Origin of the sequence: Streptomyces mobaraensis NBRC 13819 = DSM 40847 (assembly GCF_017916255.1) — a bacterium.
In the GTDB taxonomy this organism is placed as follows: Bacteria; Actinomycetota; Actinomycetes; order Streptomycetales; family Streptomycetaceae; genus Streptomyces; species Streptomyces mobaraensis.
Genome location: NZ_CP072827.1, coordinates 5212864 through 5225592, shown reverse-complemented (window position 1 = coordinate 5225592; position 12729 = coordinate 5212864). Strand labels below are relative to the sequence as shown.

Below are 12729 nucleotides of genomic sequence, written 5' to 3'. Positions count from 1 at the left end.
CGGACACTCCCGCCGCCTTCGGCGGGAGCGCCCCGACGCACCGCACACTGGCCAAAGCCGCAATCCGGGACACTGTGCCCCATCGTCGTGTGCCCCGGGGAAAGGACGCGACGCCATGTCGGACGCTGTACCGCCCCGCCGGGAGACCGCACCGGGGGCGGAGAGCCCCGGGTCCGCACCGTCCGGCGTCACCGCCGCGCCGCCGCCCGTACCCCTCACGTCCTCCGACGGAGCGGGCCGCTCCTCCGGCCGGCAGGGCCACTCCTCAGACGGGCCGGGCCGCGCCGAGGCGCTGCTGGCCTCGCTGGCCCCGCCGCTCCTCGACTGGCTGCCCCGGCAGCGCTGGTTCGCCGGCAAGGGCAGCCCGGTCACCGGACTCGCCCCGGTCACCGCCGTCGACCTGCTGCCCCTGGGCCCGCCCGGCGGTGCCCCCGGCCTGCTGCACCTCCTCGTCCGCGCCCGGCAGCCCGGGACCGGCTCGGACGACTGCTACCAGTTGCTGCTCGGCGTCCGGCACGTGCTGCCGCCGCGCCTCGCGCCCGCGCTCGTCGGCCGGCCGGACGGCGGGCCGCTGCGCGGGCTCGCCGTCTACGAGGCGCTGGCCGACCCCCGGCTGGCCGGGCTGCTGCTGGAGCGGCTGCGGGTGCCCGGCCGGCTCGGCCCGCTGCGGTTCGCCCGGGAGCCGCACACCGACCTGCCGGCCGGCCTCGCCCCCCGGCTCCTCGGGGTCGAGCAGTCCAACTCCTCGGTGGTGTACGGCGACTCGTACATCCTCAAGCTCTTCCGCCGCGTGGGCCCCGGCGTCAACCCGGACCTCGAACTCCCCCGGGCCCTCGCCCGTACCGGCTGCGCCCGGGTTCCCGCGCCCGCGGCCTGGTTCGAGGCCGAACCGCCGGGCGTCGCCGAGCCGATGACCCTCGGCGTCCTCCAGCCCTTCCTGGCCGGTTCCGCCGACGGCTGGCGGCTCGCCCTCGACGCGCTGGCCGCGGGGGACGGCTTCACCGCCGCCGCGCGCGCCCTCGGGCAGGCCACCGCCGAGGTGCACCGCGCCCTGGCCGCGGCCCTCCCGAGCGTCGACCTGGACCCGCCGCGGCTGGAGCGGATCGCCGCCGCCATGCGCCGCAGGCTGGACGTCACCGCCGAGGCCGTCCCGGCGCTCCGCCCGTACCGGGACGCGCTGCGCGCCGCCTACGACGAGCTGACCCGCCCGCCGGGTCCCGGCCGGCCGCGCCGCGCCCAGCGGATCCACGGCGACCTGCACCTGGGGCAGGCGCTGCGCACGGCGGCGGACGGGCGCTGGTCGCTGATCGACTTCGAGGGCGAGCCGGCCCGGCCGCTGGCCGAGCGGCGCCGCCCGCAGCCGGTCGAGCAGGACGTCGCGGGCATGCTCCGCTCCTTCGACTACGCGGCGGCGGTCGGCCGGGCCGGCACCGAGTGGGCGCCCCGGGCCCGCGAGGCGTACTGCGACGGCTACGCCGCCGCCCACCGCGACCCGCGCGAGGACGGCCCGCTGCTGGTCGCGCAGGAGACCGACAAGGCCGTCTACGAAGTGCTGTACGAGGCCCGGCACCGGCCGGACTGGCTCCCCGTGCCGCTGTCCGCGATCCGCCGGCTCGCCGAGCGGGCGGACGGCGTCCGGCGGCCCTGACCGCACCCGTCCCCCCTTGATGACTTCCGGGAGGAAGACCCCGTGACCGCTCGACCGTCGTCCCACGAGCCCCCCAGCGGGTTCGTCCCCGCCACGTTCCTGCCCGGCCGCCGACGCCCCGGCTCCCCGCCCGCGCCGGCCGGCGGGCGGGGGGTGCGGCCCGCACCACGCCCGGACGAGGCCGAGCGCGCACGGCTGCTGAGCGGCGCCCACCACGATCCGCACGCCCTGCTGGGCGCCCACCACGCCCCGGGCGGGGTGGCGTTCCGGGTGCTCCGCCCGTACGCCCGCGCGGTGACCGTGGTGGCCAAGGGGCTGCGGGCGGAGCTGCTCCCGGAGGGGGACGGCTTCTTCGGCGGGGTGCTGCCGCTGCGGGAGATCCCCGAGTACCGGCTGCACGTGGCGTACGAAGACAACGAGGCGGGCGAGGTCGGTGAGGTCAGCGAGGTCGAGATCGACGATCCGTACCGCTTCCTGCCCGCCCTCGGCGAGCTCGACCTCTACCTGATCGGCGAGGGGCGCCACGAACAGCTGTGGCAGGCGCTCGGCGCGTGGCCGATGACGCACCAGGGGGTGACGGGCACCCGGTTCACGGTGTGGGCGCCGAACGCCCTCGGGGTGCGGGTGGCGGGCGGGTTCAACCTCTGGGACGGCACGGCCCACCCGATGCGCTCGCTGGGGGCGACGGGGGTGTGGGAGCTGTTCGTCCCGGGGGTCGGCGAGGGCGAGTTGTACAAGTTCGACATCACCCGGCCCGACGGGACGCACACCCTGCGGGCCGACCCGATGGCCCGGCGCACGGAGGCGCCGCCCGCCACCGCGTCGGTGGTGCACGTCTCGCACCACGAGTGGGGCGACGGCGACTGGATGGCCCGGCGCGGCGACCGGCCGGCGCACACGGCGCCGTTCTCCGTCTACGAGGTGCACCTGCCGTCCTGGCGGCCCGGCCTGGGCTACCGGCAGCTGGCCGAGCAGCTCTCCGCGTACGTGACGGACCTGGGCTTCACGCACGTGGAGTTCCTGCCGGTCGCGGAGCACCCGTACGGCGGCTCGTGGGGCTACCAGGTGACGGGCTTCTACGCGCCGACCGCCCGGCTGGGCACGCCGGACGAGTTCAAGTACCTGGTGGACAGGCTGCACCAGGCGGGCATCGGGGTGCTGGTCGACTGGGTGCCGGCGCACTTCCCGCGGGACGCATGGGCGCTGGCGGAGTTCGACGGGCGTCCGCTGTACGAGCCGGCCGACCCGCTGCGGGCGGCGCATCCGGACTGGGGGACGCTGGAGTTCGACTACGGGCGCACGGAGGTGCGCAACTTCCTGGTGGCGAACGCCGTCTACTGGTGCGAGGAGTACCACATCGACGGGCTGCGGGTGGACGCCGTCGCCTCGATGCTCTACCTCGACTACTCGCGCGGGCCCGGTCAGTGGACGCCCAACGAGCACGGCGGGCGGGAGAACCTGGACGCGGTGGCGTTCCTCCAGGAGATGAACGCCACCGTCTACCGGCGCTGCCCGGGGATCGTCACGGTGGCGGAGGAGTCCACCGCCTGGGACGGGGTCACCCGGGCCACCCACCACGTGGGGCCGGGCGGCTTCGGCGGGCTGGGCTTCGGGCTGAAGTGGAACATGGGCTGGATGCACGACTCGCTGGAGTACATGGCGAAGGAGCCGGTGCACCGCAAGTACCACCACGGCGAGATGACGTTCGCCATGGTCTACGCGTACAGCGAGAACTACGTGCTGCCGATCTCGCACGACGAGGTGGTGCACGGGAAGCGGTCCCTGGTGTCGAAGATGCCGGGCGACTGGTGGCAGCAGCGGGCCAACCACCGGGCCTTCCTGGGGTTCATGTGGTCCCATCCGGGCAAGCAACTGCTCTTCATGGGCCAGGAGTTCGCCCAGGGGGCCGAGTGGTCGGAGGGGCATGGACCGGACTGGTGGCTGCTCGACCCCACGTACGCGGCCGGGGGCGACCACCGGGGCGTACGGGACCTCGTCCGCGACCTCAACGCCCGCTACCGGGCCACGCCCGCGCTGTGGGAGTACGACACGGTGCCGGACGGCTTCTCCTGGGTCGTCGGCGACGCGGCGGAGGACAACGTCCTCGCCTTCCTCCGCTTCGCCGCCGACGGCTCGCCGCTGCTGGCGGTGAGCAACTTCTCGCCCGTCGTCCGGACCGGGTACCGGCTGGGGGTGCCGGCCGGGACGGCGGTCTGGGAGGAGTGCCTCAACACGGACGCGGCCCGGTACGGCGGCAGCGGCGTCGGCAACCCCGATCCCGTCAAGGCGCTCCCGGTGGGCCGGCACGGGCGGCCCGCGAGCATCGAGCCGACGCTGCCGCCGCTGGCGACGGTGTGGTTCCGGCCGGGGTGAGGGCTTGGCCCTCGGGGCCTGGAGCCCGGGGGCCAAGGGGCCCGGGGGCCTAGGGAGCCGCCGCCGCGAGGGCGCGCAGGTCCTGGACGAGGGGGGGCTCGGGGAGCGGGATCGCGCCGAGGTCCGGGTCGTGGTGCTCGCTGAAGTGGACGACGGGCGGTTCGGGCAGGCGGCGCGCGGCCGTGGCGGCGGCCCGGTCGCCCCACACCCGGTCCGGGACGAAGCCGTGGCGGACGAGCTCCCCGCACCAGAAGGCCGCGTCGTGGTACTCACCGCGGCAGGAGTGGTCCAGGAACAGGCAGTACTCGGCCGTGCCGTCGCCCGCGCCGGCCGCGAACTGCCACCAGAAGCGGGCGCCGTCGCCGTGGTCGGCCAGGTGCAGCAGGCAGGCGAAGACCCGCGCGCCGGTGCGGCCCGCGCACCGGTCGCGGATGAACCGGTCGAGGTCGCGGGGGGCGTCCGGGGCGCGCAGCACGGCCAGGCTCATGTCCGTCAGGTCCCACCAGGCGCGGTCGGCGTCGGGGGCGGCCCGGCCGCCGGGGGCGGGTGGGTCGCCGAGGGTGCCCGCGGCTCCGGGGGCGGGCTCCGTCCAGGCCGGGGACCAGGCGACGAAGACGGCCGGCGCGGTCCGGCGGGCGCGGGCGGACAGCCGGGCCCGGAGGCGCGCCTCGGCCGCCGGCACGTCGTAGTCGGCGTAGCGGTCCCGGGTGCGGGCCAGGGACAGCAGTCGTTCGACTCTGCCCCGGGCCGCGGGCGCGAGGTCGTCGGTCATGGGGTCTCCTCCCGCGGTGCGGTGTCGGCCGTGGCCTCCGGGGCCCCGGGGGCGCCCGGGGTCCCTTCGCCGCGCGGTGCTCCGGTGACGCCCGTCCGCAGCACCCGGGCCAGCCGCCGGCATGCCTGGCTGACGTGGGAGCGCACGGTGGCCTCCTCGATGCCCAGCAGTTCCGCCGCTTCGGAGGTGGTGTAGCCGATGCGGTACCGAAGCACAACCGCGTCCCGCTGGCGCTCACTCAGACCGCTGATGGCCTCGTTCAACTGTATGAAATCGGCGAGGAGTTCATAGGGGTCCTCGGCCTGGTCGCGGAGGGCGGCCTCGAAGGCGTCGGTGTCCATGGGCTCGGGGCGGCGCCTGCGGCGGCGCCACTGGTCGCAGATGCGGTGCTTGAGGATCGTCCAGGCGTACTGCTCCAGGTGGGCCATCCGCAGCATGCGGGGCCAGCTGTGCATGACGGCTTCGAAGGCGAGGTCCACCGCCTCCTCCGCGTCGGCGTCGGACCCCAACCGGGCGTAGGCGAACCGCATGTAGTCCCGTCTGCGGGCGAGGTGGAAGGCCCAGAACGACAGCCGGTCGGCGTCCGGCCACCGCTCCATCGGGTCTTCCCCGTCGGGCACCCCCTCAGTCACAGCGGCCTCCGTGCTTGCAGGAGGGCTTCACCGGTCCCGAGTGGCGGGGGCCGCCGGCCAGGCCGGAGATACCGATCCGGACGCCGGCGGCGAGCAGCCGGCGCAGCAACCGGAAGGCGTCCGGTCCGAACACCCGCAAGGCCAGGCCGACTTCGATCCATCGCGCCGCGTTCTCTTGATGCACCTGCTTCTCCCGTACTGCGTAGCGGTGTGGAGTGGGGGGACGCCGGTCATCCCCCATGCGGCGCCGGAGACGCGTGGTCTCCATGGGTACAAGCGCCGTTCGGGGCCCGAACGTGCAGGCCCCGGATGCGGGGAAGCGCCGGACGTGCCGGGCCGGCCACTCCTCGCCTCGTTCACCAGTGCGAAACGTCTCGGGGTTTTCCCTGATCGAACCCGGAGTCGACCCCACCACCCGGTGCGCCGGAAGCATGACGCGTGCTTCAGTATGAGATCCATCAACTCCCCCGGCGGACCGGCCTCCAGAGCGAGGTTCGTCCAACGGAATCCGTTGGTCCACTGGTCCGGGCGTCCGGCCGGACAAGCATGGACAAGATCCATTGCCAGCCGTCGCCAACCGTTGCTATCGATTGCATTCATTGCCGTTGCGAACACAAGGAGAGGGACGTTGAGTGAGGGAAGGAGGCGGACACGACCCTGGGGACCGCTGCGCGGCCCCTCCGGCCCTGCCCGGGAGCTGGCCGACCTACAGCGCGCCTGGCTGGACAAGGCCGGACTGCGCGTCAGGGACCTGGCGGGCGCCCTGCAGCCCGAGCACTTCACGGACGGGCGGGTGCCCGCCCGCTCCACGGTCTCGGACCGGCTTGCCGGCGCGAACCCGCGCTGGGACTTCGTGGAGGCCGTCGCCGACGTCTGCTCCCGGGACGACGCGGAGCGCTCCCGGCTGCTCGACGAGGCACGTCCCGTGTGGGAGCGCGTCCGGGCGACCGCGCTGCGGCGCGACGGCCGGACCGGACAACGCGGGGAACGGGCCGGACAACCCGGTCGGTACGAGGATGGCGGAGTCGGTGGCGCGAGGGGCGACGAAGGCCGGCCCGTTGATTGCCCGCTTGATGACTGCCGCTCCGGCGGAAGCCCGGACGATCCCTCCCGCTCGGCTCCCGGCGGGCCGGCCGACGAGGCGCTGCGCGCCGCGCTGGACCGGGCCGCCGAGGCGGAACGCGCGCGGGACGGGGCACACCAGCTGTCCGTCCTGCTCCTCACGACCGTCGGACGACTGGAGAAGGACCTGGACGAACTGCGTGCCCGGGGAGGGGCGGACGGCGTGCGCACGGAGCAACTGCGGCGGGCGCACCGGCGACTCCAGCGGAGCGAGGCCCGACGTACGCTGCTCGCACAGGAGTTGCGGCGGGTCCGGGCCGAACGGGACGCACTGCGCCGCGCCTCCCTGTCCGGTCCGGACGACCGGACAACCGGGGGCCCGGTCCGGACAACCGGGGGCGAAGCCCGGACAGATCCACCGGACAACCGCCCGGACAACCGCCCGGACAAGCCCTGGGGCACCCCCGGCGACGTCCGGACGACTCCACCGCCGGACAACTCCCCGCTGACGGCGGTACGCGCCCTGTCCGACGCCCGCGCCCACGGCCAGGACACCGCGGCCCGGCACCTGGCCACCACCGTGGGCCGGGACGGCAACCCCGGCTTCGTCCAGCGCGTGGTGGCCCTGCTGCACGCCGACGAACAGCCGGCGGACGCCGAGCGCGTCCTCACGGCCGTGGCCCGGACCCGCCCCGCCGCCCGCGTCCCCGCCGTCCTCACGGCCCTGTTCCGCGCCGGGCGGCCGCAGGACGCCTCGCACGTCCATGTCGCGGTCGCCCGCGCGGAGTCCGCGGAACGGGTCCTGGAGGTGGTGGCCGCGCTCCGGGAGGCGGGCCTGCACTCGGACGTCTACCAGATCCTCATGGCCGCCGGCCGGCTGCGGGCGCTCGGCGACGTACCACCGCTGGTCCGCTCGCTGGAGTCGGCCGGCCGTTCCGAGGACGCCCGCTGGCTCCTCGGCTTCGCCGCCCGCGAGCGTCCCCGCACCGAGGCCCGCGCCCTGGCGGAGATCCTCCGCCTGGCCGGCGTCCCCGCCGCCGCCGACCACCTCCTGGCCGAACTCCGCCCCGCGATCACCCCGCACCCCGAGCCCACCGCCGAGGAGGAGCCTCCCCCGCTCCCCGTCCCCACCCGCGGCCTGGCCACCGTCATCCGCATCGACCCGTCCCCGGGCCCCCGCGCCCCGATCCTGGGCCGCCGGCTCACGGACGGGCCGTATGTGGAACGGGTTCCGCCACCGAGGGGGTGAGGGCGCGGTGGCCCGGTGGGGCACGCCTGGCGAGGTACATCCGGTGAGGTACGCCCGTGAGGCGCGGCGTCGAGGCGCACGCACCGGCACGGCGTGAGCCGCACGCACCGGCACCGCGTGAGCCGCACGCACCGGCACCGCGTGAGCCGCACGCACCGGCACGGCGTGAGCCCCACGCACCGGGACCGCGTGCAGCGCCCGCCCCGGCACCGCGTAAGGCACCCGCGTACCCGGACCCCGTCGCGCGTCAGCCGCGAGCGTCCTGGCGGGCGCGGAAGGCGGCGGCCTTGGCGCGGTTCTGGCAGGCGGTGGAGCAGAACCGGCGGGCGGCGTTGCGGGAGAGGTCGACGTAGACGCGGTCGCAGCGGTCGGCGCGGCAGACGCCCAGCCGCCCGGCGAGGCCACCGCCCACCGCCACGGCGAGCGCGGTGGCGCAGGCGGCACTGGACCCCGCGGCGAAGGAGTCGTCGGGGCCGTGGAAGTGCAGCTGCCAGGGTTCACCGGCACCCCGGTCCAGCCGCGGCCGGGCGCCGGTGTCGCGCAGCAGGTCGTTCACGGCCGCCGCCGCGTCGTCCGGCCGCCCGTCCTGCATGGCCTGGAAGACGTCGCGCATGCGCCGGGCCGCTCCGGACAGATACGCCGCCTGCTCGTCGTCGATGTCGCGCGGCAGCGAGGAGGCGGTGCGCGGTAGCGCGGCGTCGATCGCGGTCCGGAGCCCGGTTCCGCGGGGCGCGGTGTAGGGGCGGCCGCGCGCGGCTCCATCGGTCAACGTGTTCACGAGCGCGACGGCTTGGTCCAGCAGCAGCGCGACGTGACTGTCGAACATCACTTGACCAGTCACTCCTTCCGGGGCTAGCGTCCGTAACCGACGTTACTCGATTCACCAGTTACGCGGGGACGGCGGGGGGACGGGGATGGAGACGGCGACGGCGACGGCAATGCCGCGCATCGTATGGCTGTTGGTGGCGGCGCGGGCGATCAACCGGCTCGGGGCCTTCTCGCTGCCCTTCCTGACCGTCCTGATCAGCGCCGACTTCGGTGCGAGCGCCACCACGGCGGGGCTGCTCTCGGCCGCCTTCGGCCTCGCGACCATCCCGTCGCGCCTGGCCGGAGGCCACCTGGCGGCGCGGCTCGGGCGGCGCCGGACGATCGTGCTCGGCCTCACGGGCTGCGCGCTCGCGCAGGTGGGCATCGCGGTCGCCGACTCCCTGGCCGCGGTGGCGGTCTTCGCGGTCCTCCTCGGCCTGGCCTTCGAACTGTACGAACCGCCGAGCCAGGGGATGATCGCCGACGCGGTCGGCCCGGCCGACCGGGTGCGCGCCTACAGCCTGCTCAACGCCGCGCTCGCGGCGGGCGGTACGGGCGCCGGCCTGATCGCCGCCGCCCTGGGCCGGTGGGACCTGCGCTGGCTGTTCGTCGCCGACGCGCTGACCTGCCTGGCCTGCGCGGTGACGCTCCGCTTCGCACTGCCCGCCGATCGCCCCGGCCGGGGGTCCGCCGGGCACGCCGGGCTCCCCGAGCCGGCCCACCCGTGGCGGGACCGCGCGCTGTGGGCCCTGTTCGCCTCCGGCACGGTCTTCGCCCTCGTCTCCCTGCAGATCACGATGGCGCTGCCGTTGACCCTCGCCCACCGCGGCCTCCGGCCCTCCGACGCCGGGCTGCTGTTCAGCGCTTCGGCCGTGACCATCGTCGCGGCCCAGCCCGCCCTGCGCCTCCGCCGCCTCGCCGCCCTCCCGGACTCCACGGCCCTCGCCCTCGGCCACGCCCTGATGGCGGCCGGCCTGGCGGGTTACGCGCCGGCGTCCGGCCTCCCCGCGTTCCTGGCGGCCACGGTCGTGTGGAGCCTGGGCGATCTGCTCGTCCTGGGCCGGATCCTCGGCGTCGTGGCGGAACTGGCACCACCCGGCGGCGCCGACCGCTATCTGGCGGCGTACGGCGTCAGTTGGGGCATCGCCACGGTCGCCGCCCCGATCACCGCCACACAGGTCCTGGAACACGCCGGCGTCACGGCCCTGTGGTCCGGCACGGCGGCGGTCTGCCTCACCTTGGCGGCCGGACAACTCCTCGTGGTGGGCCCCCTGATCGGCGCGGCGGGACGCCCCGGCGCCGTACCCGCGTAACGCGGCACCACGAACGGCCGACGTGGATCCCGCATCGGATCGCCCCCGGGTAGCACCGGTCCTCACCCGCACGACGGAGCGGAACGAGCCTCGCGGCGGAGGCGGGCGAACACACCCCCGGCCAGGATCGACGGTGTCCCCCCGGCCACCACTTCTCCCGAATCCCGAACCGGAGCACCGATGAACAGGACCCTCCGCACCGCCGCCCTCCTCGCCCTGATCCTCACGACGACGGACACGGCCGGCGTGGCGGACGCCGCGACGCCGACCAAGGCCCCTGACCGCATCGTGACGTCCGCCCTGCGGGGCTCGGGACGCATGGAGTACCCCGTCACCACGGAGGACATCCGCCTGACCGTCGACGCCCACGCCGCCTACACGAGCGGCCCCACCTTCCCCACCAAGTCCTGGGGCACCTTCCGCCTCTCCCACAAAATCGGCACCGGAAAGCAAGCCAAGGTCTACTGGGGCGACTTCACGGTCGACTGCCTCCGCACCGGCGGCCCCACCGCCGTCGTCACCGGCACCCTCACCCGCACCAGCCCCGGCCACCCCTGGCGCACCACATTGCCCGAGCACGCCCGCATGGGCGTGAGCTTCTACATCGCCCCGAAGGGCGCCGGCCCCAGCCGCATAGGGCTGGCGGCACCATCCCCGAAGGGGCAGCCGACGCTCACCAAGTGCATGGCCTCGGCCACCGACGCACGCGTCATCGCCGGGGGCTACACGCTGCGGGACAGGGTCGGCTAGGGCGGTGCCCCACCCGGCCGCGCGGGTCATCGCGCACTTGCCTGCGTACCGGCGGCAGACACCGCGCTCCTCTCGTGACGGGTAAAGGAGCGGGCCGCCGGAGTGCAGAGTGGAGGGGGCAGACTCATCAACAGTCGCCTTGAAGTTCGGGCCCAGGCCAGAAGGCCGGGCCGGGCATCGGTTGCTTCCAGTGAACGGTCCCCCCGGCTGTCCAAGTGACCGCATGAGGTGGCACCAAGGCGGAGTCATGCGCGCCTCTGAGGTCTACGCTTCGACTTACACCAGGGGAGGAGCGCGGTGAAGCGGGCGCAGTACCCAGGGCATGTCGTGGCGGGGCTGCTCGACGACGCTCGGTTCGCCGACGCGTGCGCGCGGCGCGACATGGGAGCGGTCTTCCGCATGCTCAACCACCCTGGCGTCAGCACCCGCCGCCTCGCCGAGCCGGCCGGCATTTCGCAGGGACGGCTCTACGACTACATGAACGGGAAGAGCCGGGTCGAAAAGCTGTCGGTCTTCGAGGAGATCGCCGACGGACTCCGTATCCCCGGGCGGCTGTTGGGCATCGCGAGCCGCCCCTGGGAACCACAGCCGCCACCGTCCGGAATCGAAGCGCAGACCGCACCGGCAGGTGACGATGTCTCCGTCGTGACCACGTTCCGCGAGGCGGACAAGGCAGCGGGTGGCGGGCGCTTGTACCAGGCCGTGCCGCATCACTCAACGAGAAGGTCGCCCGGCGGCTCGTCGATTCCGAAGGCGATGTCCAAGCCTTCGGGGGAGGCGGCCGCGTTCTCGGAGATGGCCGGTTGGACGGCCCACGACTCCGGACGCGACGCACTCGCGGCCAGGCACTTTCAGCGCGCTTCGCACCTGGCTCACGCATCCGGGGACTGGTCGTCGGCCGGCAACGTAGCGGTAGGCATCAGTCACCTCGCGCTCCAGACGGGAGATCCGTCGAAGGCCGCGCATTGGGCGGCCGCCGGCCCGGACATCGCCGCCCGTGGCCCGACGCCCGGCTCGGCGCGATGAGCGCGAGAGCCGCCGCGGCGACAGGGCGACGAGTCGCGGCCTTTCGCTCCCTCGATCGAGCGCATGAGGCCCTGGAACGGCCTCCGGCGGCGGCTCATCCCTGGGTGAGCCCCTTCGACACGGCCGCCCTCTCCGGCGAAGCCGCTCTCGTCGCCCGGGACCTGGCGGACTACGACCGGGCCGTCGCCTACGCGGAACGGGCCATCACGCTGCGCGAGGCGCACAGGGTGCGCTCACTCGCGTCGAACCGCATCACTCTGGTCGACGTCCACGCTCGTCGCGCCGACTGGGACGCAGTCGTGCACCACGGGGCAGACCTGCTCACCATCAGTCCGGCCCTCGGATCGGTGCGCGTGATGCGCCGCATGGCAGCTCTCGGACACCGGCTGAGGCAGCGATGCGACCACCCGCCCCGGCGTGAGTTCGCAGCGAGACTGGACGACTTCACGAGAACGCGATCCCTGCTCCTCGCCGACCTGATCCCGCAGCGTGGCGAAGGCACGGAGACATGAGCCCGGACCCTTCCGATCCCGAGGCGTGGAACGCCTACCTGGCGGAAGGCAACGCCAGACAGGCGCGCAAGCGCGTGAGCGCCGACGTGCTGCTCCGGGACCAGACCGGGGGCTTCCTGCTGGTCAAGCCCACCTACAAGCCCGGATGGGACCTCCCCGGCGGGATGGCCGAGGCCAATGAGGCTCCTGATGTCGCCGCGGTGCGGGAGTTGCGGGAGGAGTTGGGTCTGGTTGCGGCGATCCGAGGGCTGCTCGTCGTCGACTGGGTGGCGCCGCACGGGCCTTGGGACGATCTGATCGCCTTCGTCTTCGACGGTGGCGTGCTCGACGCGGCGACGGCCGCCCGCCTTCGGCCCTGCGACGGGGAGCTGTCCGGGCTGTCGTTCGTCGCGCCCGGGCGGGCGCGGGGGCTGCTGAGCCCCCGTCTGACCCGGCGGTTCGCCGCCGCCGTCGCCGCGTTGGGGGACGGCGTTCCCGTCTACCTCCGGACGGGCGGCGGCCACGGCTCCGTCGGCGGGTGAGCCGGTCGGGCCCAGCGGCGTACCGGCGCTGACCTCCACGTACCCGCGGCGCCGGCGCCGGTGA

12 protein-coding genes are annotated in these 12729 nt (G+C 74.7%); 8 read left to right on the top strand and 4 right to left on the bottom strand.

Going from position 1 to position 12729, the window contains the following annotated elements; all coding sequences use genetic code 11:
• Nucleotides 1-115 precede the first annotated feature (115 nt).
• Nucleotides 116-1648, top strand: a complete 1533-nt coding sequence (locus J7W19_RS22630; protein ID WP_004946449.1) for a maltokinase N-terminal cap-like domain-containing protein — start codon at nucleotides 116-118, stop codon at nucleotides 1646-1648.
• A 42-nt stretch (nucleotides 1649-1690) separates the two neighbouring features.
• Complete coding sequence (glgB, locus tag J7W19_RS22625) at nucleotides 1691-4021, top strand: 1,4-alpha-glucan branching enzyme (RefSeq protein WP_004946451.1); 2331 nt, start codon at nucleotides 1691-1693, stop codon at nucleotides 4019-4021.
• Nucleotides 4022-4070: 49 nt separating this feature from the next.
• Here the strand turns inward: glgB and J7W19_RS22620 are convergent, their stop codons facing one another.
• The 3 genes from J7W19_RS22620 to J7W19_RS22610 are packed head-to-tail and all read right to left on the bottom strand — an operon-like array spanning nucleotide 4071 to nucleotide 5609.
• A complete protein-coding gene (locus tag J7W19_RS22620; protein WP_004946456.1) occupies nucleotides 4071-4793 on the bottom strand; it encodes a hypothetical protein in 723 nt (240 codons plus the stop codon).
• Nucleotides 4790-5425, bottom strand: coding sequence for an RNA polymerase sigma factor (locus J7W19_RS22615; RefSeq protein ID WP_233478156.1), 636 nt, complete (start codon nucleotides 5423-5425; stop codon nucleotides 4790-4792). Before J7W19_RS22615 ends, J7W19_RS22620 begins: the two co-directional genes overlap by 4 nt.
• Complete coding sequence (locus tag J7W19_RS22610; protein ID WP_004946463.1) at nucleotides 5418-5609, bottom strand: hypothetical protein; 192 nt, start codon at nucleotides 5607-5609, stop codon at nucleotides 5418-5420. The genes J7W19_RS22615 and J7W19_RS22610 overlap by 8 nt, the downstream gene beginning before the upstream one ends.
• A 444-nt stretch (nucleotides 5610-6053) precedes the next feature.
• Here J7W19_RS22610 and J7W19_RS22605 point away from each other — a divergent pair, with 444 nt between their 5' ends.
• Nucleotides 6054-7736: a hypothetical protein gene (locus tag J7W19_RS22605; protein ID WP_004946465.1), complete on the top strand. Its 1683-nt coding sequence runs from the start codon at nucleotides 6054-6056 to the stop codon at nucleotides 7734-7736.
• A 247-nt stretch (nucleotides 7737-7983) separates the two neighbouring features.
• Here the strand turns inward: J7W19_RS22605 and J7W19_RS22600 are convergent, their stop codons facing one another.
• Nucleotides 7984-8562: a CGNR zinc finger domain-containing protein gene (locus tag J7W19_RS22600; RefSeq protein WP_004946468.1), complete on the bottom strand. Its 579-nt coding sequence runs from the start codon at nucleotides 8560-8562 to the stop codon at nucleotides 7984-7986.
• 112 nt (nucleotides 8563-8674) lie between these two features.
• Between J7W19_RS22600 and J7W19_RS22595 the strand changes: the two genes are divergently transcribed.
• From J7W19_RS22595 to J7W19_RS22580, 5 genes are all read left to right on the top strand, one after another.
• Entirely contained in the window at nucleotides 8675-9856 is a 1182-nt protein-coding gene (locus tag J7W19_RS22595; protein ID WP_004946471.1) for an MFS transporter, read from the top strand.
• A gap of 180 nt (nucleotides 9857-10036) precedes the next feature.
• On the top strand, nucleotides 10037-10606 hold the full coding sequence (locus tag J7W19_RS22590) for a hypothetical protein (RefSeq protein WP_004946474.1): 570 nt from the start codon (nucleotides 10037-10039) through the stop codon (nucleotides 10604-10606).
• A 297-nt stretch (nucleotides 10607-10903) separates the two neighbouring features.
• On the top strand, nucleotides 10904-11632 hold the full coding sequence (locus J7W19_RS33110) for a helix-turn-helix domain-containing protein (protein WP_004946476.1): 729 nt from the start codon (nucleotides 10904-10906) through the stop codon (nucleotides 11630-11632).
• Nucleotides 11633-11736: 104 nt separating this feature from the next.
• Nucleotides 11737-12144, top strand: a complete 408-nt coding sequence (locus J7W19_RS33105; RefSeq protein WP_004946479.1) for a hypothetical protein — start codon at nucleotides 11737-11739, stop codon at nucleotides 12142-12144.
• Entirely contained in the window at nucleotides 12141-12665 is a 525-nt protein-coding gene (locus J7W19_RS22580) for an NUDIX domain-containing protein (RefSeq protein ID WP_004946482.1), read from the top strand. Before J7W19_RS33105 ends, J7W19_RS22580 begins: the two co-directional genes overlap by 4 nt.
• Nucleotides 12666-12729: the final 64 nt, after the last annotated feature.

Excerpts from the sequence above, each read along its gene's own strand:
- J7W19_RS22630 (WP_004946449.1), top strand. The coding sequence starts at position 116 with ATGTCGGACGCTGTACCGCCCCGCCGGGAGACCGCACCGGGGGCGGAG.
- J7W19_RS22620 (WP_004946456.1), bottom strand. The coding sequence starts at position 4,793 with ATGACCGACGACCTCGCGCCCGCGGCCCGGGGCAGAGTCGAACGACTG.
- J7W19_RS22600 (WP_004946468.1), bottom strand. The coding sequence starts at position 8,562 with ATGTTCGACAGTCACGTCGCGCTGCTGCTGGACCAAGCCGTCGCGCTC.
- J7W19_RS22595 (WP_004946471.1), top strand. The coding sequence starts at position 8,675 with ATGCCGCGCATCGTATGGCTGTTGGTGGCGGCGCGGGCGATCAACCGG.
- J7W19_RS22590 (WP_004946474.1), top strand. The coding sequence starts at position 10,037 with ATGAACAGGACCCTCCGCACCGCCGCCCTCCTCGCCCTGATCCTCACG.
- J7W19_RS22580 (WP_004946482.1), top strand. The coding sequence starts at position 12,141 with ATGAGCCCGGACCCTTCCGATCCCGAGGCGTGGAACGCCTACCTGGCG.